The sequence below is a fragment of the Acinetobacter sp. PFS20 genome, from assembly GCF_052261015.1.
Taxonomy (GTDB): Bacteria; Pseudomonadota; Gammaproteobacteria; order Pseudomonadales; family Moraxellaceae; genus Acinetobacter.
Map to the genome: position 1 here is coordinate 3,674,518 of NZ_JBPVZE010000001.1, position 22,731 is coordinate 3,697,248.

Genomic DNA, 22,731 nt, shown 5'->3' on the forward strand with positions numbered 1-22,731 from the left:
TGCTAAACCTGTATACCTTTAGGCTTCAACCTTCGTTTTCTTTTGCTGGATATCAACAGTGACACAAAAACTTGATCAAGTGACTATTTCAACTTTATCACTCGCTAAAACAACCACCACAAACGTCACAGTAAATGCATTTCCTTCAGCTTTTGAGCAACCTGATATAAAAATGACCTTAGATAAAACCGTTTTAAAACCTGAACAACTTACACATATCCCCGATTTTGAAAAAATTCCAGCTTCAACTAAACGCATCAAACCTCTTAATAACTTTTTAGGTCAAGATCGTGCCAAAGCATCTGTAGAGGCGGGAATTTCTTTACCCTACTCAGGCTATAACATTTTTGCAGTAGGAACTGCTGGTTTAGGCAAACGTACCATGATTAAACGTTTGTTACAGCAACACGCTAAAACAATGCCAACGCCTGATGACTGGGTGTATGTCTATAATTTCAAACAAGCACGTCAACCTATTGCCCTACGCTTTCCAGCAGGTCAAGGAACTAAGTTTCAACAGGCACATGACCAAACTTGGCAAATTATTTTAAAACAACTTGAACGCCGTTTTAGTGCAGAGACTTATCACAATCGTATTGAACGTATCCGTCAGGAAACAGGTGATGTACAACAACAAGCGCTTGTTGAACTAACCAAAGAAGGCGAAGAGCTCGATTTAAAACTCATTTCTCGTAATGAGAAACACGGTTTTGTTCCTGTACACGTCAAAGATGATCAGGTTCAAGAACTTACCCAAACAGATATTGATGCATTAAATAGTAAGCAACGCGCTGAAATTGCGGCCAATATTCGCTATATGGATAAAAAGCTAGATCGCCTTGGTCTACATTTAGGTGATTTAGAAGATGATGCACGTGACAAAGTGTCTGTGTTAAATCGGGATATTGCAACGCAAGTCGTTATGCCAAGAATGGAGCTTATTTTAAATAAATATGGTCAAGTTAAAGGACTTGAAGATTATTTAAAACAATATGCCCAAGATATTATTGATAATGTTGAACTGATCTTAGAACAAGATGAAGATGATTTTACTCCATCAATGTTCAATCGTGTTCCAGCACGTTATCAAGCCAATGTGATTGTTGCAAATAAACCAAATAGCGGCGCTCCTGTTATTTTTGAAGACTTTCCAACGCACTATAATTTACTCGGCCACGTTGAACAGCTTACCCATAACGGCACAATTACTACAGATTTCACTCTCATTCGTCCAGGTGCTCTACATCAAGCGAATGGTGGTTTTTTAATGCTTGAGGCCGAGCAATTACTCGAACAGCCTTATGCATGGCAAGGTTTAAAGCGTGCCTTAAAATCAGGCCAACTCAAGTTATCTTCTCTTGAACATATGCTAACCTTAACAGGCTCTATCTCGATAGAACCTGCTGCGGTTCCACTTGATATTAAAGTGGTTCTTATGGCAGAACCTGAAATTTATTATGAAATTTTGGAAGTAGAACCAGAGCTTGGTAGTGTATTTAAAATTCGTGCAGATTTTACTGATACATTACAACGTAATGACGAAAATGAACAAGCCTACATGCAGCTCATTGCTGACTATGTACAAGCGGATAAATTGCTTCCGTTTGATCGCAGTGCTTTAGCCGCTTTACTTACTGATTCAAGTCGTCAGGCTGAAGACCAAAGTTCACTGTCGTTGCATGCTTCAACTCTAGGCGATCTTATTCGCGAAGCACATCATCATGCATTTAAAGCGAATGAGAAGCTGGTAACCGACCAGCACATCAACCTCGCTCTACAACATCGCCAATATCGCTTAGGCTATTTAAGAGAGCTTTACTGGCAAGATCTTTCACGTGGTACACAATTAATCGAAACGTCGGGATACCGTTTAGGTCAAATCAATGCCCTCTCCGTCATTCATTATGCGGATGTTGAATTTGGTTTGCCTTCTCGTTTAACGGCATCTGTTTATCAAGGTGGCGGTGATATTCTTGATATTGAACGTAGTGTAGAACTTGGTGGCTCACTTCATGCGAAAGGCGTGCTGCTGATGTCTAGCTTCTTGAAAGCTCACTTTGGTCGTGAACAGATTTTACACTTCTCCGCTGCGCTTGCATTTGAGCAAAGCTATGGTCAAGTTGATGGCGATAGTGCAACTGTTGCTGAGCTTTCAGCGTTGATTTCTGCAATTAGCCAAATACCAATTGATCAATCATGGGCAATTACCGGCTCGATGAACCAATTAGGACAAGTTCAACCTATTGGCGGCGTAAATGCAAAAATTGAAGGGTTTTATGATGCATGTAAACTACAAGGTCTGACAGGTAAGCAAGGTGTTATTATTCCTCGTCAAAACATGCAGCATTTGATGTTACGTCAAGATGTTATTGATGCTGTTCGCAGCGGTCAATTCCATATCCATGCAATTGATACGATTGATCAAGCACTTGAAATTTTAATGGCTCGTCCAGTCGGTACGCTCGATAAGAAGGGTAAATACAGCAAAAATTCAATTTATGCAGCAGTAATGGAACAACTTGAATATTGGCAAGCCATTGAAGATGGTGCTGAAATTGAAGAAGAGCCAAAAAAGAAAAAGAAAAATAAGAAAAAAATTAAGAAGCATGAAGAACTTACAGCTGACGATCTGCCACAAGAAAATGCAGAAGAAGTAGCTACATTAAAACAGAAGTAATAAAAAAGGGCCTGTAAAATACAGGCCCTTTTACTTTTAGACTTGCAAAATTAACGAACGATCTGAATCGCTCGTCCTCCTGCTAACTGGCTAAAATATTGTTTAAGTGCTTCAACACAACGTTGAATTTTCATTGGTTGCTGATCATGCTTGGCAACTTCTGCATACAATGTAAACGTTGGTAATTTCCAATCTGGCATGAGTTCAATCAAAGAACCATTTTTTAGTTCTTTCTGAGCATCCAAATATAAAATTCGTGCAATACCGTGCCCTTGCTGACATAACGCTTTTGCAACTTGTAAATTATTACTCTGCAAACGGCTTTGCATTTCAATATTGAGTGTTTCACCTGTTTTGACATGTTGAAAATTGAAATGGCGTGAGTCATTCATGACATTAATCGACAACAATTCATGATCTCTTAAATCATTAGGATGCACAATTGGACTAGACTGATTGAGATAACTAGGAGAAGCAATCAAAATCTGATCTACAAAGGCCAACGGAATGATAGAGCTACTTTCTTCTACAGGAGTAGAACTCATGCGGACTGCAATATCAATTCGCTCTTCAATTAAATCGATATAACGATGCCCAACTTCAAAATGCACCGATAAACCGCGATGAGCCGACATCCAGTGAGATAATGCAGGAATGAGGTGTTGAACTGCCAAATCAGGAGTTGTCGCAATACGCAAATCCCCGATTAAGTCATCCCTCAATTCATTAATTCGGATTTTTCCCCTTTCAGCAGCCGCCAACATCTCTTGACAGCTTGAAAAAAAAGCCTGTCCGGCTTCTGTCAAACTAAGTTTACGAGTGGAGCGATGTAATAGAGTTACATCCATTTCATGCTCAAGCGAGCGTATCTGCTGACTCACCGCACTTGTTGTAATTCCTAATTCACGTGCCGCACCACTAAATGAACTTTTTTCAACCACACAAGCGAAAACACCCATCGCACGAAGCTGATCTAACATAGGTTTCCTCGAATCTAATTTTAAATTTATAAAAAATGCTTATTGTTGTAATGAAAGCAACCAATTACATTATACGAGGAAACCTAAGTTTTTTGCATTAGCTATTTTGGTAAAAGATTTACAGGATTAATCGGTTTTCCATCCAAACGAATCTGGAACTCGAGCATGACTTGAGATGCGCCAGTAGATCCCATTTCGGCAATTTTTTGTCCAGCAGTTATATTATCACCGCTTTTCACAAACATCTTGCTATTGTGGGCATACGCACTGATATATCCGTCAATATGCTTAATTAAAACCAGATTTCCGTATTCTTTTAAGCCATCAGCTGCATAGACAACTTGACCATCGGCTGCGGCATAAATAGGGTCACCCTGATTTCCACCATAACGGATTCCCTTGACATTATTTGCCAAATTAAACCCTTGAATCACTGGTCCATTCGTCGGTTTTATCCAACGTAAGCTCGAATTTGGTGCAACTGATGCCACTGTCGTATTTGTTGACGGTACAGTAGACGGCTGTGTTACTGGAGTCACAGGCTGTGTAGTTGGCAAAGCAATCGTTTGACGCTTGATTTGCTCAGGCTGCGCCATGACTTGTGTAGATACCGTTCTTGGTGATGAACCTTTCTTCAAACGTAACGATTGATTGACATAAATACGATATGGCGCAGGAATATCATTCATTTCGGCAATACTGATGTAGTCCAGACCATAACGCATTGCGATACCACTTAAAGTATCACCTGAACGAACTGTGTAATAGTTAGGAGCCATTGCATAGCGAGAACTATTATTAATTTGTGGTTTAGAAGCACAACCTGCCATAGCTACGGTAAAACCTACAACCGCAGACAACAACATAATTTTCATTATTTTGTCTTTTTGGATATGCACTCTGTTTTGTTGCCCAATTAAATGCATTGATCTCCCTCACTAAATGCTACAAATCATTTCGGCTAAGAGTACCAAAAAAGTAAGAGGAAACACGTTCCTCTTTTTCTTTATTCACAAAGTTATAACATTCGAGCTCAATTATTGACTCAAACTGACCTGAAGGTCTTCTAAAACGGCGTAATTTGTAGCATCCATCTGAATAGGTGTAACACTGACATAACCGTTTGCTACCGCAAAGAAATCCGATTGAATCTGGCTTGAAACACGCTCAGGATCTGTAACCGCCTCGCCTGCTAATCCAATCCAGTAAACTTGGCGTCCTCTTGGGTCGACATGGCTAGTAATAGGTTTAGATTGAGCACGGCGTCCCTGATACGTAATTTGTGCTCCTTTTAACTTCGGCACATCAGGAATATTGATATTAAAGATGTGTCGTGGAGGCAAAGCTGGCAATCCGCTTGCAATAAAATCATGTACCCACTGTGCAGCCTGAGCATAATCTTCTTTAACATTATAAGCGCGTACATCAGGACCAGCTAAAGAAACAGCAATTGCAGGTTGCTTCATTAAACGCCCTTCAAATGCAGCACCGACTGTTCCAGAATATAAAACATCATCACCCAAGTTCGCGCCACTATTGATTCCACTTACGACCAAGTCAAATTCGAAATCAAACAAACCATTCATAGATAAATAAACACAATCTGCTGGCGTACCATTCACTGCCCATACATCTTCGGCAATTTGAATTGGGCGCAATGGTCGATCTAATGTTAATGCACTTGAAAAACCACTTCTTTCACTTTCTGGTGCAACCACAACCACACGTCCAAGCGGTTTTAATGCTTCAGCTAAAGCCTGTATACCTGGCGCAAAAACACCGTCATCATTCGCTATCAAAATATTCACTAAAATCTTTCTCTACAAATAAACCTAAAGGTTTTCACAATTGAATTATTTGTTGAATTATATATATTTATGCCTCCATAGCATTATAAAATTGTGAAAAAATGAAAACTTTTGCTCCTTTTTTTCAGGTATTGGGGATCAGTATCACATTGTGTACGCAAGCGGTTTTTGCAGATGAGGATATCTCAACACAAGAAGCTGATAGCTTAATTAAAGATGATATTGCGGCAACGCAAGTCTTACAGGAAATTTGTCCAGCTTTCGTAGGGACAAATAAAAAACTTGAGTCAAATACTCAAAAAATTATCACAACGTATCTTCAAGGGTATTCGAATAAATCAATTACCCTCTCTGCTCTACAAAATGATGCAGAGTTTAAAACCCTGTTAAATGAAGCACGTCAAGCTTCAAAACAAATGGACCATCATGAGCAACATGAACTCTGTGAAGAGATCGTCAACTATAAAGGATAGATTTTTGCTCGTTTAGAGTAGAGGTTTATTTACTGAGGTTTTCTGCTTGGTATTAAGCAGAAAACCAACATAACAATACATTTTTTCCATTTTTTTAACGTCTAAATTGGTTAAGCTATCGACATATTTAAAAATTTTATTTTGGGTTATCGATGTTTATGAAGAAAAGCTTAGTTCAATCGCTCTCTTTGGTTTTACTTATGAGCATGGCAACAGTTGGTTTTGCTGCTGATAAGAAGAAAACAGCTGAAAAGAAAACCGAAAATGAAAATGTTGTTGAAGTAACTCCACAGCAAACTATAACTCCTGAAGAATTAGCTGCAATTCAAGTACTTTCTGAAATTTGCCCAAGCCTTATTGGCAAAAAAGATGCTGATTTTGCTCAAGGTTATGAACGTTTAGTAAAAGACTATTTACCAAATGAAGCCGATCCAGTTGCAGCTTTAGAGAAACGTGCTAAAGACAAAAGTTTCAAGAAAGTCTTAAAAGAAGCGCGTAATGATGCAAAAGCTGCTGGTAACGAGCAAAACACATTAGTTTGTCAAGACGTGAAAGCTTATCAATCGCAAAACTAAATTAGTAAAAAACTCTTGAGTTACAATACTGTTTGAAAAAGCCGACTTCCCCCATAGAAGTCGGCTTTGCTTTATCCTAAAATGCTAGGTTCTTCTGCTTCATACAAGATATTGGAATTACCTAGAATGACTCGAAAAAGCGCTATTGCTGCACTCCTCCTCTTACCAAGTTTTTCTTATGCAGCAACTGTCTTATCAGCTCCGCCAGAATTAAATAATAAGTCTTATGTATTAATGGATTATGAGACAGGACAAATTCTCGCTTCTAAAAATGAAAACGAAAAGCTTGCACCTGCTTCAATGACAAAAATGATGACAAGCTACATCATTGAACAAAAATTATTAAAAGGTGAACTGACTGAAAATGAGCAGGTTCGTATGAACGAGTCTGCATGGTGTAAAGGAAGCAGCTCTGAATCATGTATGTATGTTCCTTTAAATGGTACAGCGACTGTTCTAGAAATGCTTCGCGGTATCATTATTCAGTCAGGTAATGATGCATCAAAAGCAATGGCTGAACATATTGCCGGAAATGAAGGCACGTTTGCGCACATGATGAATCAGGAAGCAAAACGTATCGGTATGACAAATACCCAGTTTATGAACTCAACTGGTTTACCGGCAGAAGGTCATTATTCAAGTGCTAAAGATATGGCTGTTTTAGCGCAACATATTATTAAAGACAGCTCAAGATATTACCCAATCTACTCTGAAAAAGAATTTACGTTTAACGGCATTAAACAAGGTAACCGTAATGCCTTGCTTTACACAGACCCAAGCGTAGATGGTTTAAAAACAGGCCATACTGATGAAGCGGGTTACTGCTTAACAACGTCAAGCAAACGTGGTCCGATGCGTCTCATTTCCGTTATTTTCGGAACGGATAGCGTTAATGAACGTGCCAACCAAACGCGTACATTATTGTCTTGGGGCTTTGCAAACTTTGAAACTGCAAATATTCAACCAGCCAATCAAGTTCTTGCGAAAGCAAAAGTGTGGTTTGGTAAAGAAGACGAAGTTCAAATTGGTCTGGCTGAAAACTTTAGCGTGACTATGCCTAAAGGCAAAGCTAACGGCATTAAAACACAGTTAGTTGTTCAACCTAACTTAAATGCACCGCTTCAAAAAGGCCAAGTTGTGGGCAAACTTGTTGCTAGCCTTGACGGCAAAGTAATTGCTGAAAAGCCATTAGTAGCATTAAAACCAGTTGAAGAAGCAGGATTCTTTGCACGCTTAATCGACCATGTTAAACAATTCTTCAGCAACTTATTCTAATTTTTGAATAGTTGAATTAAGCACTCATGCTATTTAGCCTGAGTGCTTTTTTATTTTATAATTCATCTAAATTTTATTTTGATACTACTCATGGCAAAGAACATACGTCCTTATCTTGAACACCGTCCTCAAGTTGATACAACATGTTATATTGATGACATGGCCGTTGTAGTCGGTGAAGTCAGCTTAGCCGAAAACGTTTCTGTCTGGCCTTTTGCCGTCATTCGTGGTGACGTAAATAGTATTCAAATTGGTAAAAATAGTAATGTACAAGACCATTGTATGTTGCACGTTAGTCATAAAAATGATGCAAAACCTAATGGCTCACCTCTTATTATTGGTGAAGATGTGACGGTTGGACATCATGTGACTTTGCATGGCTGTACCATTGGCAACCGAGTTTTAATCGGAATCAATACTGTTATTTTAGATGACGTGATTATTGAAGATGATGTAATGATTGGTGCAGGAAGTTTAGTTCCACCGCGCAAAGTCTTAAAAAGTGGTTATCTATATGTAGGAAGCCCTGTACAACAAGTGCGACCGCTAACCGAAAAAGAACTAGCATTTCTTCCTTATTCGGCAAGGCATTATGTAAAAGTACAAAATAATCATAAAGCGGCTCAAGCAGAGCAAGATTAATTAGCTCTATGAAATTTCAGCAATAAAATTCTGATTTTTTAAACGATATTGTTTTGTAGTATTGCTCATATCGTTTAGCAGATCACCATAGCCAAAAACCCCTAAATTTCGTATCATACGTCTTTTAAATCATGGTGCTTTTTTATGGCCGCATGGACTCCTCATGTCACTGTTGCTACAGTCGTAGAAAAAGACGGACGCTATCTTTTTGTTGAAGAACATAGCGAAGGTTTTGTACACACAGTATTTAACCAACCTGCTGGTCATGTGGAATGCGGTGAGTCATTAACAGAAGCCGCTATTCGAGAAACACTTGAAGAAACAGGTCATCATGTTGAAATTGATGCCTTGCTTGGTATTTATACGTATACCCCGCCCATGTTTCCGGATCGTACCTATTACCGCTTCTGTTTTCTAGCACATGTGACTCAAGTTGAAAATAATCCTCAACTCGATACAGATATTGTAGCTGCTGTGTGGATGACACCAGATGAGCTCAAAGAATCTGCTCGTGCTCGTAGTCCACTCGTGCTCAAAGCAGTTGAAGATGCCATAAAAGGCCACCGTTATCCTTTATCGCTTATTTATGAGCACCCTTTCTCTCCCTCATTAACTTCTCATTTGGATGCCTAGTCCTATGCAACAACGTGTCATCGTCGGTATGTCTGGTGGTGTAGACTCTTCTGTTTCTGCAGCACTTTTACTTCAACAAGGATATCAAGTTGAAGGTCTTTTCATGAAGAACTGGGAGGAAGACGACGGCACGGAATACTGTACGGCAATGGAAGATTTAGCCGATGCTCAAGCAGTAGCGGATAAAATCGGTATTAAACTCCATACAGCAAACTTTGCTATGGAATATTGGGATCGCGTGTTTGAACTTTTCTTAGCTGAATATGCAGCTGGACGCACCCCAAACCCAGATATTTTATGCAATAAAGAAATTAAATTCCGCGCATTTTTAGATCATGCCATGACTTTAGGTGCAGACTTTATCGCGACTGGTCATTATGCTCGCCGTGGTGAAACTGCATATAACTCGAAAGGCGAAGCCTACGCACCATTATTACGTGGTGTAGACAATAACAAAGACCAAACTTATTTCTTGCATGCTGTTCATGGTAAAGAAATTAACAAAACCCTATTTCCAGTAGGTGAGATTGAAAAACCAGAAGTCCGCAGAATTGCTGAAGAACTTGATCTTGCTACAGCCAAGAAAAAAGACTCTACAGGAATCTGTTTTATTGGCGAACGTCGATTTAATGACTTCCTTAAACAATATTTGCCCGCTCAACCTGGAAAAATTGTACTTGATACAGGTAAAGAAGTTGGTGAACATCACGGTCTGATGTACTATACGCTCGGTCAACGTGGCGGAATTGGTCTAGGTGGTTTGAAGGGTGCAGCGGAAGGTGCATGGTTCGTACTACATAAAGATATTGCCAATAATCGCCTCGTTATTGGTCAGGGACATGAACACCCTCTCATGCAAAGCACACAGCTTTGGAGTGAGTCAATTGACTGGGTGGCGGGTGAACAGAATATTCCTGTTGAAGGTTTACGCTGTACAGCTAAAACACGCTATCGCCAACCTGATCAGACATGTACAGTTTTTATTGATGAAAATAGTGAACACGGTGTACGAGTTGAGTTTGATGATCCTCAGCGTGCTGTTACACCGGGTCAAAGCGTTGTATTTTATTCAGATGAAGTTTGCTTAGGCGGGGGTGTCATTCACCATACAAATGCCCCTACACCAAATTTTATTTAAGGGAATGAATGACATGGTGGAGTTACCATTTCAACAATCACAAGCCTTGAATGTTCGCCAAAACCGTGCCCTTGCCTTGGCTGGGGTATTTCAGGCTACCCAGCTCACGCACATGACAGCTTTAACTGGTCAGCAGAGTATTGGTGAAAGTGGTAACTTCTATTTTGAGCTGTTAATCAAAGCGAGTTTAAATATTCGCCCTACAGTCAACAATGGTGTTCAAACATTAGATTTTTTTAATCAGTTGGCAGATATTTCTTTGGGGCTTAAAACCCTCGAAAATTGTATTACTCAACCTTTTACAAATATGCCCAAATCTCGTCTTCCGAAAATGGGAACTGCCAAGCTTCCAATGTCATATGCGATGTCCCTTTTGCAATTAGAAAAGAAGGTCTATAGCAATCCTGAATACGTCGCAATCATTGAAAAAGCTCAGCAAAAGATCTTAAAACAGCTTTCTTTTTTTGATAATAACTACTTACACCCAAGCATTTTAGCCAATTTGGCTCAGACTTATGTTGATACTGCTGGGCAGATTAACCCTCGCATTCTCGTTCGTGGTAATGCAGAAGCATTTAAAGATACCAATCACACTAACCGCATCCGTGCTTGTTTGTTTACTGGCTTGCAAATGGCCCATTTATGGCGACAACTCGGTGGTAGTTCGTGGAACATGATTTTTAGCAAACGTAAATTGCTACAGGATATTCAGGCACTTGCTCGTTTACAGTACCAAGTCATCTAAGGCTGTAAAGAGATTATTTTTTGTTTTATGTTTATTCCAACATTAAGGAATCGTTATGAACGCTTTAACCGCACTATCACCATTAGATGGACGTTATGCCAGCAAATGTGATGCGCTACGCCCTTTTCTTTCTGAGTTTGGTTTAATTCATGCTCGTGTCACTGTAGAAGTGCGTTGGTTACAAGCGCTTTCTAACCGTCCAGAAATTGTTGAAGTTGCTCCTTTTTCAAATGAAACAAATGCAGCTTTAGATGCAATTGTTAGCAACTTTTCTGAAGAAGATGCAAACCGCATTAAAGAAATTGAGCGCACAACTAACCATGATGTAAAAGCTGTTGAATATTTCTTAAAAGAGAAAATCGCAGGTATCGCTGAATTACAAAATGCAGGTGAGTTCATTCACTTTGCATGTACTTCAGAAGATATTAATAACTTGTCTCATGCACTCATGCTTAAAAACGGCCGCGAAGTTTTAGTATCAAGCATGAAGCAAATTTTAAATGCGATCTCTACTTTAGCAACAGCTCACGCTGAACAACCAATGTTGTCTCGTACACACGGTCAAACTGCAAGCCCAACAACTTTGGGTAAAGAAATGGCGAACGTTGCATACCGTTTAGCTCGCCAAATTAAACAATTTGAAAATGTTGAGCTACTCGGCAAAATCAACGGTGCTGTAGGTAACTACAATGCTCACCTTTCTGCTTACCCAGATGTTGACTGGGCAGCACATGCTCAAGCTTTTGTTGAATCTTTAGGTTTAACGTTCAACCCATACACGACACAAATCGAACCACATGACTACATGGCAGAGTTGTTTGATGCCTTACGTCGCTTTAACACGATTTTAATCGACTTTAACCGTGACGTATGGGGTTACATTTCTTTAGGTTACTTCAAACAAAGATTGAAAGATGGTGAAGTTGGTTCTTCAACTATGCCACACAAAGTTAACCCAATTGACTTTGAAAACTCTGAAGGTAACTTAGGTATTGCAAATGCTGTATTGGCACACTTAGGCGAAAAATTACCAATTTCTCGCTGGCAGCGTGACTTAACTGACTCTACTGTACTTCGTAATATGGGTGTTGGTTTTGCGCAAAGTTTAATTGCTTTTGATGCGTGTTTAAAAGGTGTTGGCAAACTTGAGCTCAATGCAAACCGTTTACTTGAAGATCTTGATCAAGCTCAAGAAGTTTTAGCAGAGCCAATTCAAACTGTTATGCGTCGTTATAACGTTGAAAAGCCATATGAGAAGTTAAAAGCATTAACTCGTGGTCAAGCAATGACTCGCGACATGATGGTTAACTTCGTAAATGGTGATGAACTTTCTCAAGTACCAAGCGAAGAGCGCGCACGTTTAGCTGAACTTACTCCTGCAACTTACACAGGTAATGCAGCTGAACAAGCTAAACAAATTAACGATTTAATTAGCAAAATCTAATTAAAAAGTTCATAAAAAGCGGAGCTTCGGCTTCGCTTTTTTATTACACTAATATAAAGCACAATAAAGTTATATTTCTAAAATGATCGAAAAACAATTCAAACTTAAACACTATATTGCTCTTGGCCTTATTTTTATTGCCATTATATTGTCTGGGATCCAGCCCCTTGAATTTGAAGCCTATTTACTTCATCAAGCAGGCACTGTTTTTATGTTGATTTTGCTTTTTATTATTTTTAAAAAGATTGGCCTCGATTTTTTAAGTTTTACTTTTTATTTAGTGTTCTTGTTGATCCATATTATCGGTGCGCACTATTTGTATTCATATGTTCCTTACAATGACTGGATTCAACATATATTCCATTTCAATCTAGATCAATACATGGGATGGTCCCGTAACATGTATGATCGTTTAGTTCATCTTGCCTATGGTGTTTTGCTCTACCCTCTTATTTATCGAGTTTTTCAAGTTTGGTTACCTACAGCACGGCCTTTTACTCTGTTTTTACTTGTGGTCCAATTCGTCATGGCATCAAGCGTTTTATATGAACTTATTGAATGGGCAATTGCAATTGGATTATCACCTGAAGAAGCCGAAAATTATAATGGGCAACAAGGTGACATGTGGGATGCACATAAAGATATGCTATTAGCAACGATTGGGGCAATTATCTATGGACTTCCCGCACTGGTGCTTCCCTCTAAAACAAATAACTCATAAATAAAAAAGCGCTCAATGAGCGCTTTTTTTAAGACCACTTTAAACGACAGGATTCGTATGTTCTAAGAGGTTTTGTAGAACAGAAGAAGTTGTATCAGGTAAAACATGCTCAAGATTAGCTGTCGTATTGCTAGCGTTGGTAGTTATATCACTTTGATCATTTACTTGCGTAGGCTTTAGTGCTGTTGATGATAAAAGAGTTTCAATTGGGTCTGGTTCACTAGAGACAGAACTTTTTAACAAATCATCTATTGGTAGAGATTTATGCTGCTGATTATCCGCTTCATTCGTTGTGTTTTGGACTAACTTTAATGTATTTAGGCCAACGCTATCAGCAACAGATACAGTTTCTGCATGAGCGGTATCAACTGCTGCATCACTTAAGCTCGCAGTTTTTGGAGCAACCACATAAAACGTAAATGGTGAACTCACTTCACTTGTAAACCCTGCAGCATCTGTCTGAGTTAAAGTAATGGTATGTTTACCAATTGCTAAGTCTTTATCGAGCGTAAAGCTCCATAATCGACTACTACTTACATTTACAACCCCAATAGCAACACCATTATCATAAATGGTTAAAGTTGCATTTGCCTCACCTGAGCCTGTGAGCTTGGGTCTTGCATCGTCAGTTTCTGAACCAGCAGTAATCGCACCTTTTAGAGCACCAACATCATCATCCACACTATTTAACACAGGTTTTGCAGGTGGTGTTGTGTCCTTAGTACCAATAATATCAAGCACCTCAGATTTATTTCCTACACTATCAATAGCCGAAACTGAAGCATGTTTGTTATCAGTTAAAGCAGGCGAAATCGTAATTGTAAATTTGCCGTTTGCATCTGCCGTTCCCGTACCAATGACCTTACCTGTTGTATCTTTAATTTCAACTTTTGCATTTGCTTCGGTTGTACCTGTTACGGTTGTTCCATCAGCATTAATTTGAGCAACAGGTTTATCAGGTGCAATAGAGTCATAACTTGGAGAAACTTCTAAAGGTTTAGATGTATTACCCGCTGCATCTTCAACAATAACTGTTGCCTTTTGTGTTTCTTTTAATGCTGGGGAAAGCGTGATTTGAAATTCGCCTTGAGCATTTGCTGTACCAGTACCAATTACTTTACCATCAGCATCTTTTATTTGAACTTTTGCATTAGGCTCAGTTTGTCCTTCTACCGTGCTACCTTCTTTATTGACTTCAATTAAAGGAACATCTGGAGCAAAAGTATCCTTTCCGGCAATAATTTTAGTTGGTTCAGATTTATTGCCTGCAGCATCTTCAGCTATAACTTTTCCACCCGTATCACTCGTCAATGGAGGAGTAAGCTTTAAAGAAAAAATACCATCTTTATTTGCAGTTACAGTACCTAATACCTTATCACTAGCATCATAAACAGTAATTTTTGCATTTGCTTCGGCTTTACCTGTTACTAATGAGCCATCATCACTCAGCTGAGTTTGGGGAGCATCTGGAGCGATTGTATCTTTTGGACCTGTAATAGAATAAGCACTAGACTCTCTACCACCTTCACTTTGAGCTGAAACATTTAATTTATTTCCATCTGTTAAAGGTTTATCGAGCTTAATCGTAAAATTACCACTTGCATCTGCGTTACCTGAAGCAATTACATTTCCACTTAAATCTTTAATATAAATTTTTGCATTAGCCTCTGCCTTACCAGTCACTGTAACCGCATCGTCTGCAAGTTTTACTTCGGTTGGTTTCGCAGTGTTTGGGACATCAACAGGTGAATCATCTTTGTCGTCTTTATCAAAAGCCCAAAGGTACAAACCTTCAGCGGCTAAAACTGCTAAGCCTGCTTTTAGGACATTACCCATCGAAAAACTTGGATCATTATCAACTGCCATTGTTGAAGCTGGTTGACTAGTACTTGTATAGGCTAAATCTGTGACATGATTTAAACCTGTATAGTCGATCACCTTACCTTGTGCATCGAATTGGGCTTCAACAAATTTTCCGTGTTCAGTCGGAAAAACAAGTGAATGGTCTGTTGTATTTGTTGCTTCATTAAAGAAATTTTCTAAAACAAGGGTTTCACCATTTTTTAAATGGATGATAAGACTTCCACCTTGCTTTTCCATCGATGCTATATCTTTTTGACTTACACCAATTTGAATGATTGCTGGTTGCTTTAAAACTACTTTATTGAGCTGACCATCTTGTAGAACGTCCAAACCCTCTTTGGATGCCACAATTATTCTTGTCATTATTTCCTATCCTGAATTTCAATTATATTTTTAAATGTCTAACTTTTTAAATGATTCATCTAAAAGCTATTTTATTGCTGTTTAAAATATCAAAACCATGTGTTTATCACAATTCAAAAAGCATGTTTATCAATAATTATTTTTGACTTTTAATTAAAATATCTATTTCTGATAAAACTCATATCAACCTTAAATTTCACCGTGTTCGAGTATTTACTAAATCTCTCATATATTAATTCCATCATTTACATTCGTAAGTAAAAGAAGCTAAAGGTGCCTATCAGAATCAAAAGACATAAAGCAGCAAATTTAGTTATTTTCGCATCTGATAAGGTCATTTTTAGCATACTCCAGCCCTGAAAACGTTTTGCAAAAATACTATTTAGAATAAGAGTTGAAACATGCAACAAAACCAAAGCTAAAAACAAGTTTGCAAAAAATTCGTGTAGGTCTTTCAAAGAAAAATTAACATGCTCAGTCGCATACCCTAGACCCACCACAATTGGAATCACGAGAAATATAAGTACAATTGAAATTTGAAAAAGTGCAATGCTAGCTGAATGAATTGAATTTTTTGAAAAAATACTCTTAAAGTTTGCATGACTTAAGGATTTTTTGATCGCATTTATCGCTATGTTACTTCGTTTTTTAATACCGAATGGTGTTGTACTTGAAATATGTGGACTCAAAAAATGCCAGATCACTCTCACGGAAATACTAATAAGAAGTACGTAACCAAACATCATATGGACTTGGTGTAGATCTTCATTATCTCCTGTGAAGTAAGCACCAACAAAACCAAGCATAATAATGATATGTAAAATACGTATGAAAATATCAATGTGTGGCCATGTTTTTGACATCACAAAAACTCAGAAGTGAAAGATTAACTATAACTCTGACAATAGAAACTTAAACAAATATTAATCAAATTTCTTTCATCACTCACATAAAAAAAAGAGCACCTATGTAGGTACTCTCTATTTCAAAATCTAGCTTAATTAAAATCTAGTATCACGCATTTGCACTAAGGTTGAATTGGCTTTGGCCAACGTGTCTGCAACTTTATTCATTACAGCCGGAATCAAGCTATCTGCCATTTGAGCCGCTTGCAAACCTAACTTTTCACCTAATGTTGCTTTCTTACGTGTATTAATCACATAAACATCATGCTGTGGTAATAACGCTAATAGATACTCATCAGATGTTTGTAATTTATCAACAAGATTTAAATCTAGCGCATCTTCACCATACCAATGCTCACCTGTAGCGACTTTATCAACATTAAGTTGTGGACGGTACTTCTCTACAAAATGTTTAAATAACACATGAGTTTGTTGAAGCTCTTCTTCGAACTTCGCTTTACCTTCAGGGGTATTTTCACCAAACATCGTGACAGTACGCTTATATTGCCCTGCTGTGTAAAGCTCGAAATCCACATTGTGTTGTTTTAAAAGACGGTTAAAGTTTGGAACTTGAGCAACCACACCAATTGAACCAACAATAGCAAACGGCGCCGCAATAATTTCATTTGCAATACATGCCATCATATAGCCGCCACTTGCTGCTACTTTGTCTACGCAAATCGTCAAATGGAAGCCCGCATCGCGTAGACGTACCAATTGAGCTGCTGCTAGACCATAACCATGTACCATGCCTCCTGGGCTTTCAAGGCGAACCACAACACGGTCACGGCCTGCTTTAGCGGTTGCTAAAATGAGGGTAATTTCTTCTCGCAAGTTTTCAACTGCTGAGGCCTGAATATCACCCTTAAAATCTAAAACAAAGATTTTCTGATTGTTTTTACGGCGAATTTTAGCTTCTTTAGCAAGTTGTTGAGCCAATTGTAAAAGTTCTAAACGGCTTGCAGTTGTTTGTGCAATTTTTTTTCTCTGTTCATTTACACGTGCATTTAAATGACTCACACGTATTTCTGCAGGGAGTTTAGGCAAATGGAATAACATAAAATTCTAAGCTCATAAGTTATCTTTTATAGCCTTAAGATGTGGTCCTTTTGATTAAAATTCAATAGCGTTTTTGCAAAATAGAGTCATTTTCATTTATAAAATAAAAAAAGAGCACATGGCTCTTTTTTTATATGGAAGACTAATTAACCGAATCGTCCAGTAATATAAGCTTCCGTTAACTGATGGTCAGGTTGAGTAAAGACTTTTTCAGTTGAGTTAACTTCAATCAAATCACCTAAATGGAAATAAGCAGTACGATCTGAAACACGTGCCGCTTGTTGCATTGAGTGAGTCACAATTACAATTGTATATTGCTCTGATAGATCAGAAATCAATTCTTCGATTTTTGCTGTTGCGATTGGGTCAAGTGCAGAACATGGCTCATCCATCAAAATCACTTCAGGACTTACTGCAATTGTACGAGCAATACATAAACGTTGTTGCTGACCACCTGATAAACCAGTACCTGGTTGATTCAAACGATCTTTCACTTCTTCCCATAAACCCGCTTTACGCAAGCTATTTTCAACAATTTCTTCAAGATCATATTTATCGCGCGCGAGACCATGAAGTTTAGGGCCATAAGCTACGTTATCAAAAATAGTTTTAGGGAACGGGTTTGGCTTTTGGAATACCATACCAACCTGAGCACGTAATAATACGACATCAAGGTTTGGATCATAAATATTGTGGTTATCGAGTGTAATTTTACCTGTCACACGGCAACCATCAATAGTGTCATTCATGCGGTTTATCGTACGAAGAAAGGTCGATTTACCACAACCTGACGGTCCAATAAAAGCAATAACTTCGTTCTTGTAAATATCAAGGTCAATACCTTTAATCGCTTCAAAATCACCATAATAAACATGGGCATCTTGTGCACTAATTTTGATTTCGGTTGAGTTCTGCTTTTTTGAGGTTTGTGGTTCAAAATGCGAAACATACGAAGTGCCATGATTCTGCGATTTATCTGTAAATTGAGATTGTTCAGTGTTCACTAACTTATCCTTTTCTAAGGAATTCGTAATATCAATAGTATTCATTATTTATCCTCTATTACCAACGCACTTCGAACTTTTTACGTAACCAAATTGCAAGACTGTTTAAACCAATCATTAGTGCAAGTAGTACGATAATCGCAGCGGCAGTACGGCCTTCGAAGAAGTTACGCAACTCATTACCTTGCCATAAGTAAACTTGAACAGGTAATGCAGTTGATTGATCAAATGGTGTTGTTGGAATACTTGCAACGAATGCACTCATTCCAATTAAAAGTAAAGGTGCCGTTTCACCAAGCGCATGAGCAACACCAATAATTGAGCCTGTCATAATGCCTGGTAAAGCTAATGGTAAAACGTGGTGGAAAATAGTCTGGAACTTTGAAGCTCCCAAACCAAGTGCAGCTTGACGAATAGAAGGTGGCACTGCTTTTAATGAAGCACGCGTAGTAATAATGACTGTTGGTAATGTCATCAAACTTAAAACTAAACCACCGACTAACGGAGCAGATAACGGTAAATGCATCCAGCCAATAAAAATTGCCGCACCGAGTAAACCAAACACAATTGAAGGAACAGCAGCAAGGTTATTGATGTTAACTTCAATAATGTCTGTGACAATATTCTTTGGAGCAAATTCTTCAAGATAGATTGCGCTGGCAACGCCAATTGGAATCGCAATAATGATCACAATCAGCATCATGAATAATGAACCCATAAATGCGCCAGCAAGACCACTAATTGCTGGTGAACTACGAGAGTCCGGATTCTTAAACAAGTTCAAATTGAACGTATTTTCAAGAACACCTTTTGCTTTTAGTTCATCTGCAAGTTTACGTACTTCTGGTTCAAGTTGCTGCTGATCATCTGGCAATGAGCGGTCAATATTACCTTTTAACCAGACATCAACATTGGCATCGCCCAAGAAATTAATATTTTCTTTTTTACCAATGAGTGAGGGGTCTGCAAAAACCATGTCACGTAAACGATAAGCCTCTGAACTTGCATAAAGACTACTTAAGTAATCACGCTCACTAGCAAGTGCCGGGTCTTTGGCAATCATTCCATTTACAATAATGCCATCCCAATCCACCATACCCATTTTAGTTTGCCAATCGACATAACGCTCTTGGTAATGAGCAGGTGTTTCACCTTGAGTACGTACAGGTACTGGACCTGCATCAATGACTTTCGGATCGAAGTAAATTGGAACATTCATGCTCGTTTGCCAAAAAGCAGGTAAACCTTTTGCCAAAATACTGCTAAACAACAGCGCAACGAATGCAAGACCAATGATGACCGCCGATAATCCAGCATAACGAAAAGCTTTTTCTTTACGATGACGTTTAGCCAAAGATTTTTGGATGACCTGTTTACGTCGTTCACGTGATTCAGCAGCAGCTTTTGGATCAAATACGTTCTGATCCATAGGAGACGATGTATTTGATGTACTCATTCGTATTGCTCACGGTATTTACGCACAATGTACAGTGCAACAATGTTTAAACATAAGGTAATCACAAAGAGTGTTAGACCTAACGCGAATGCAACCAAAGCTTGTGGGCTGGCAAAGTCAGTATCACCAGTTAACTGTTTTACGATCGTAACGGTCACTGTCGAAACAGCTTCAAATGGATTTGCATGTAAAAGTGGGCTATTCCCTGCTGCCAAAACCACAATCATGGTTTCCCCTACGGCACGAGAGACAGCTAATAAAAAGGCACCAGTAATACCCGGTAAAGCAGCAGGTAAAACGACTTGACGAATTGTTTCAGACTTCGTTGCTCCAAGTCCTAAAGAGCCGTCACGCATTGCACGAGGTACTTGGGTAATAATGTCGTCTGATAAAGAAGAAACAAACGGAATAATCATAATCCCCATCACGAAACCAGCAGTTAAAGCACTGGTCGCGTTAATTTCAAGACCAACGTAAGCACCAGCTGTCTTGAAAAATGGTCCAATAATCATCATGGCAAAAACACCATAAACAATTGTTGGAATACCCGCTAAAACTTCAATTGTTGGTTTTGCCCACGAGCGCAACCAAGGAGAGGCATATTCAGCTAAATAAATGGCAATCATTAATCCAATGGGTACGGCAACTAATAAAGCAATGCCGCTGACCATGAGTGTGCCCCAGAGTAATGGCAATAAACCATAACTACCTTCAGCATTACCCGAAGTACTAAAGCCTGGATTCCACTCTGTCCCGAAGAAGAAATCAAGCGGGCTTACAAAACGGAAGAAGTGCATTGCTTCACCAAACATCGACATCACAATACCGATGGTTGTTAAAATCGCAACACCAGAACATAAAATCAAAGCAACATTAATCGCACGTTCAACTTGGTTACGTGCACGATATTGTTGATTAATCTTTTTCTTTGCCCACACTAAACCTAATAAAGCTGCACAAACGACAACAGCAAATTTGGCAAAAGAGCCAATGGTTTGAAATTTTGCAAACTGTTGTGCAGCAGCTAATTCATAAGCTGCTGGCTTATCACTTACTCCAAAACCTGAAGCAATCGCTTGAACACGATCAATCAAGACACTTCTGCCAGCTTCATCAAGTGATGCACTTACAGATGCAGGAATATTATTAAAGATAATGTGATTTAAAATACTTGGTTCAACCAAGCTCCAAATGATCAAAATTAAAAAAGCAGGGATACCGCACCAAAGACCAACCAGTGCACCATAATAACCAGGACGAGAATGTAATGTCGCCGAGTTGCTTCCCTTACCTGCTAGGCTACGGCTCTTTCTCAGCCCAAGTTGATATGCGATTGCCACAAGGGCTAACAACACACCGATAAGTAGCAGATTCATGTACTCTCCACTGTTTTCTCAATTGTCATAATTTGGAAAAAACAAGTTAGACAAAAAGGCTGATGAACTCTCAAGATCACCAGCCTTCATTCAAACTAACTTATTTAACAGTTTTACCTGCTTTAAAGTCAGCCAAAACTTTTGCACGTTCAGCATCAGACATTGCGATTAAGCCATCACGTTCAGCTTTAGAACCTTTACCTGTTGCTTTTTTGCTTACGAAATATTCTACATATTGCGGTAAGCCTTTAACTGATTTTAAATGTTCGCCTTTCACGTAGAAGAACAATGGACGAGACACAGGATATGTACCGTTCAATACAGTTTTCTCAGATGGAACAACGTTATTTACTGTTGCTACACGTAACTTGTCACGGTTCATATCATAGAAACTTAAACCAAACACACCTACTGCACTTGGAGAAGTCTTTAAGCGAGCTAGAGTTTCTGTATAGTCGCCAGCAATTTCAATTACACGGCCATCTTTACGGAAAGTAGAACATGCTTTCTTCTGAGCATCTTTATCTAAGTTCTTGAAGTATTCATATGATTCACAACCAGCATCAACCATTTTCTCTTGGAAAACTTCACGAGTACCGTGGTTAGACGCAGGAATTACAAGTGTAATTGGTTCATTTGGAAGTGATTTGTCAATCTGGTTCCAGTTTGTATATGGGTTTGGAACCAACTTACCTTTTGAAGGTAACTGTGCAGCTAAAGCAGCAAATACATGGTAAGGTTTTAATTTATAAGCTGCTTTGTGTGAGTTAGACGCAAATACGATACCGTCGTAACCAATTTTAATTTCTTGAATTTGTTTTACACCAGCTTTGTTACAAGCTTCAATTTCAGTGCTTTTAATTTTACGAGAAGCGTTAGCAACGTCGATTGTGTTATCGCCAACACCTTGACAGAATTGTTTCAAACCAGCAGAAGAACCGCCAGAACCAACTACAGGAGTTTTAAATTGAGGAAATGTATTACCGAACTCTTCAGCTACAACGCTGGCAAATGGTAGTACAGTTGAAGAACCAGCAATTTGAATCGTATCACGAGCTGCATTTGCAGTCGTTGTTACAGCTGCCCCAGTTACTGCTAACGCAATTGCGATTTGACGTGGATTTAAGCGCATTCTGTTCTCTCTCATTAATGCAATAGGTTGTACGTCACTTTTTGTTGAGTGCTTGTACGCTCTTCGATAGCTGCATTGTGAATAGAAAATATGACAATTAAGTTACAGTATGATGACGCTTTAATGATTTCGATATTGTTAATTGTCACATTATTATTTTTTATCTGTTATCAAATATTTAATTCAACTTGAGCGGATATTTTACTCTGTATATTAGTCTCTATTATGACACTGATTAAAAATATAGATTTTAAGTATTCATAAAATATAAAACCAAAAGATATTATAATTATTTTAAAAATCGATAATTTAACTATATTTTTACTTTTACTACTAAAAATAATTTTATTACTAAAATTCTGATCAAAAATTACGGTAGATAATAATTTCTTTGTAACATGAAAATATTATGACAAAAGATAAAGGGTTACCTACCGTATGTAAGGTAACCGCAATATCGTT

The 22,731-nt window shown here is 38.5% G+C and carries 20 protein-coding genes; 10 read left to right on the top strand and 10 right to left on the bottom strand.

Annotated features, from left to right (window positions below):
* Window positions 1-58: 58 nt before the first annotated feature.
* The gene (locus ACS125_RS17415; protein WP_004790900.1) at window positions 59-2,677 is read left to right on the top strand and encodes a Lon protease family protein; all 2,619 of its coding nucleotides are present in this window, start codon (window positions 59-61) and stop codon (window positions 2,675-2,677) included.
* A 50-nt stretch (window positions 2,678-2,727) separates the two neighbouring features.
* Here the strand turns inward: ACS125_RS17415 and ACS125_RS17420 are convergent, their stop codons facing one another.
* The 3 genes from ACS125_RS17420 to surE all read right to left on the bottom strand — a co-directional run bounded on the left by ACS125_RS17420 (window position 2,728) and on the right by surE (window position 5,465).
* Window positions 2,728-3,657, bottom strand: coding sequence for a LysR family transcriptional regulator (locus tag ACS125_RS17420; protein WP_004790899.1), 930 nt, complete (start codon window positions 3,655-3,657; stop codon window positions 2,728-2,730).
* 101 nt (window positions 3,658-3,758) lie between these two features.
* Window positions 3,759-4,583, bottom strand: a complete 825-nt coding sequence (locus ACS125_RS17425; protein WP_049837198.1) for a peptidoglycan DD-metalloendopeptidase family protein — start codon at window positions 4,581-4,583, stop codon at window positions 3,759-3,761.
* 111 nt (window positions 4,584-4,694) lie between these two features.
* Window positions 4,695-5,465, bottom strand: coding sequence for a 5'/3'-nucleotidase SurE (surE, locus tag ACS125_RS17430; protein ID WP_005307288.1), 771 nt, complete (start codon window positions 5,463-5,465; stop codon window positions 4,695-4,697).
* A 101-nt stretch (window positions 5,466-5,566) separates the two neighbouring features.
* On the opposite strand from surE, the gene ACS125_RS17435 reads away from it, so the two are divergent.
* The 9 genes from ACS125_RS17435 to ACS125_RS17475 all read left to right on the top strand — a co-directional run bounded on the left by ACS125_RS17435 (window position 5,567) and on the right by ACS125_RS17475 (window position 13,111).
* The gene (locus tag ACS125_RS17435; RefSeq protein ID WP_192833905.1) at window positions 5,567-5,938 is read left to right on the top strand and encodes an MCR_0457 family protein; all 372 of its coding nucleotides are present in this window, start codon (window positions 5,567-5,569) and stop codon (window positions 5,936-5,938) included.
* Between the two features lie 152 nt (window positions 5,939-6,090).
* Complete coding sequence (locus ACS125_RS17440) at window positions 6,091-6,513, top strand: MCR_0457 family protein (protein ID WP_004790891.1); 423 nt, start codon at window positions 6,091-6,093, stop codon at window positions 6,511-6,513.
* Between the two features lie 126 nt (window positions 6,514-6,639).
* A complete protein-coding gene (gene dacC, locus ACS125_RS17445) occupies window positions 6,640-7,788 on the top strand; it encodes a D-alanyl-D-alanine carboxypeptidase PBP5/6 (RefSeq protein WP_004790888.1) in 1,149 nt (382 codons plus the stop codon).
* Window positions 7,789-7,878: 90 nt separating this feature from the next.
* The gene (locus ACS125_RS17450) at window positions 7,879-8,430 is read left to right on the top strand and encodes a gamma carbonic anhydrase family protein (RefSeq protein ID WP_443273584.1); all 552 of its coding nucleotides are present in this window, start codon (window positions 7,879-7,881) and stop codon (window positions 8,428-8,430) included.
* A 144-nt stretch (window positions 8,431-8,574) separates the two neighbouring features.
* Window positions 8,575-9,063: an NUDIX hydrolase gene (locus ACS125_RS17455; protein ID WP_004790883.1), complete on the top strand. Its 489-nt coding sequence runs from the start codon at window positions 8,575-8,577 to the stop codon at window positions 9,061-9,063.
* Between the two features lie 4 nt (window positions 9,064-9,067).
* Window positions 9,068-10,201 carry a tRNA 2-thiouridine(34) synthase MnmA gene (gene mnmA, locus ACS125_RS17460; protein WP_443273588.1) on the top strand — a complete coding sequence of 378 codons (1,134 nt, stop codon included), beginning with the start codon at window positions 9,068-9,070 and terminating at the stop codon, window positions 10,199-10,201.
* Window positions 10,202-10,214: 13 nt separating this feature from the next.
* Window positions 10,215-10,946: a high frequency lysogenization protein HflD gene (gene hflD, locus ACS125_RS17465; protein WP_004643577.1), complete on the top strand. Its 732-nt coding sequence runs from the start codon at window positions 10,215-10,217 to the stop codon at window positions 10,944-10,946.
* 55 nt (window positions 10,947-11,001) lie between these two features.
* Window positions 11,002-12,390 carry an adenylosuccinate lyase gene (gene purB, locus ACS125_RS17470; protein WP_004790879.1) on the top strand — a complete coding sequence of 463 codons (1,389 nt, stop codon included), beginning with the start codon at window positions 11,002-11,004 and terminating at the stop codon, window positions 12,388-12,390.
* 82 nt (window positions 12,391-12,472) lie between these two features.
* Window positions 12,473-13,111, top strand: a complete 639-nt coding sequence (locus tag ACS125_RS17475) for a DUF2238 domain-containing protein (RefSeq protein WP_443273591.1) — start codon at window positions 12,473-12,475, stop codon at window positions 13,109-13,111.
* Window positions 13,112-13,150: 39 nt separating this feature from the next.
* Here the strand turns inward: ACS125_RS17475 and blp2 are convergent, their stop codons facing one another.
* The 7 genes from blp2 to ACS125_RS17510 all read right to left on the bottom strand — a co-directional run bounded on the left by blp2 (window position 13,151) and on the right by ACS125_RS17510 (window position 22,269).
* The gene (blp2, locus tag ACS125_RS17480; protein ID WP_443273593.1) at window positions 13,151-15,337 is read right to left on the bottom strand and encodes an Ig-like repeat protein Blp2; all 2,187 of its coding nucleotides are present in this window, start codon (window positions 15,335-15,337) and stop codon (window positions 13,151-13,153) included.
* A gap of 245 nt (window positions 15,338-15,582) precedes the next feature.
* Window positions 15,583-16,200: a cytochrome b/b6 domain-containing protein gene (locus ACS125_RS17485; protein ID WP_443273595.1), complete on the bottom strand. Its 618-nt coding sequence runs from the start codon at window positions 16,198-16,200 to the stop codon at window positions 15,583-15,585.
* A 138-nt stretch (window positions 16,201-16,338) separates the two neighbouring features.
* A complete protein-coding gene (sohB, locus tag ACS125_RS17490; protein ID WP_004790871.1) occupies window positions 16,339-17,301 on the bottom strand; it encodes a protease SohB in 963 nt (320 codons plus the stop codon).
* A 146-nt stretch (window positions 17,302-17,447) separates the two neighbouring features.
* Window positions 17,448-18,350, bottom strand: coding sequence for a phosphate ABC transporter ATP-binding protein PstB (gene pstB / locus ACS125_RS17495; RefSeq protein WP_004790869.1), 903 nt, complete (start codon window positions 18,348-18,350; stop codon window positions 17,448-17,450).
* A gap of 13 nt (window positions 18,351-18,363) precedes the next feature.
* Window positions 18,364-19,761, bottom strand: coding sequence for a phosphate ABC transporter permease PstA (gene pstA, locus ACS125_RS17500; RefSeq protein WP_174731976.1), 1,398 nt, complete (start codon window positions 19,759-19,761; stop codon window positions 18,364-18,366).
* Window positions 19,758-21,137 (bottom strand): phosphate ABC transporter permease subunit PstC, encoded by a 1,380-nt coding sequence (gene pstC, locus ACS125_RS17505; protein WP_004790865.1) that lies wholly within the window; start codon window positions 21,135-21,137, stop codon window positions 19,758-19,760. The genes pstA and pstC overlap by 4 nt, the downstream gene beginning before the upstream one ends.
* A 100-nt stretch (window positions 21,138-21,237) precedes the next feature.
* A complete protein-coding gene (locus ACS125_RS17510; protein WP_004790863.1) occupies window positions 21,238-22,269 on the bottom strand; it encodes a substrate-binding domain-containing protein in 1,032 nt (343 codons plus the stop codon).
* Window positions 22,270-22,731 lie beyond the last annotated feature (462 nt).

Coding starts and splice junctions, on each gene's coding strand:
- ACS125_RS17420 (WP_004790899.1), bottom strand. CDS start 3,657: ATGTTAGATCAGCTTCGTGCGATGGGTGTTTTCGCTTGTGTGGTTGAA.
- ACS125_RS17425 (WP_049837198.1), bottom strand. CDS start 4,583: ATGCATTTAATTGGGCAACAAAACAGAGTGCATATCCAAAAAGACAAA.
- ACS125_RS17435 (WP_192833905.1), top strand. CDS start 5,567: ATGAAAACTTTTGCTCCTTTTTTTCAGGTATTGGGGATCAGTATCACA.
- ACS125_RS17440 (WP_004790891.1), top strand. CDS start 6,091: ATGTTTATGAAGAAAAGCTTAGTTCAATCGCTCTCTTTGGTTTTACTT.
- dacC (WP_004790888.1), top strand. CDS start 6,640: ATGACTCGAAAAAGCGCTATTGCTGCACTCCTCCTCTTACCAAGTTTT.
- ACS125_RS17450 (WP_443273584.1), top strand. CDS start 7,879: ATGGCAAAGAACATACGTCCTTATCTTGAACACCGTCCTCAAGTTGAT.
- ACS125_RS17455 (WP_004790883.1), top strand. CDS start 8,575: ATGGCCGCATGGACTCCTCATGTCACTGTTGCTACAGTCGTAGAAAAA.
- mnmA (WP_443273588.1), top strand. CDS start 9,068: ATGCAACAACGTGTCATCGTCGGTATGTCTGGTGGTGTAGACTCTTCT.
- hflD (WP_004643577.1), top strand. CDS start 10,215: ATGGTGGAGTTACCATTTCAACAATCACAAGCCTTGAATGTTCGCCAA.
- purB (WP_004790879.1), top strand. CDS start 11,002: ATGAACGCTTTAACCGCACTATCACCATTAGATGGACGTTATGCCAGC.
- ACS125_RS17475 (WP_443273591.1), top strand. CDS start 12,473: ATGATCGAAAAACAATTCAAACTTAAACACTATATTGCTCTTGGCCTT.
- blp2 (WP_443273593.1), bottom strand. CDS start 15,337: ATGACAAGAATAATTGTGGCATCCAAAGAGGGTTTGGACGTTCTACAA.
- ACS125_RS17485 (WP_443273595.1), bottom strand. CDS start 16,200: ATGTCAAAAACATGGCCACACATTGATATTTTCATACGTATTTTACAT.
- sohB (WP_004790871.1), bottom strand. CDS start 17,301: ATGTTATTCCATTTGCCTAAACTCCCTGCAGAAATACGTGTGAGTCAT.
- pstB (WP_004790869.1), bottom strand. CDS start 18,350: ATGAATACTATTGATATTACGAATTCCTTAGAAAAGGATAAGTTAGTG.
- pstA (WP_174731976.1), bottom strand. CDS start 19,761: ATGAGTACATCAAATACATCGTCTCCTATGGATCAGAACGTATTTGAT.
- pstC (WP_004790865.1), bottom strand. CDS start 21,137: ATGAATCTGCTACTTATCGGTGTGTTGTTAGCCCTTGTGGCAATCGCA.
- ACS125_RS17510 (WP_004790863.1), bottom strand. CDS start 22,269: ATGCGCTTAAATCCACGTCAAATCGCAATTGCGTTAGCAGTAACTGGG.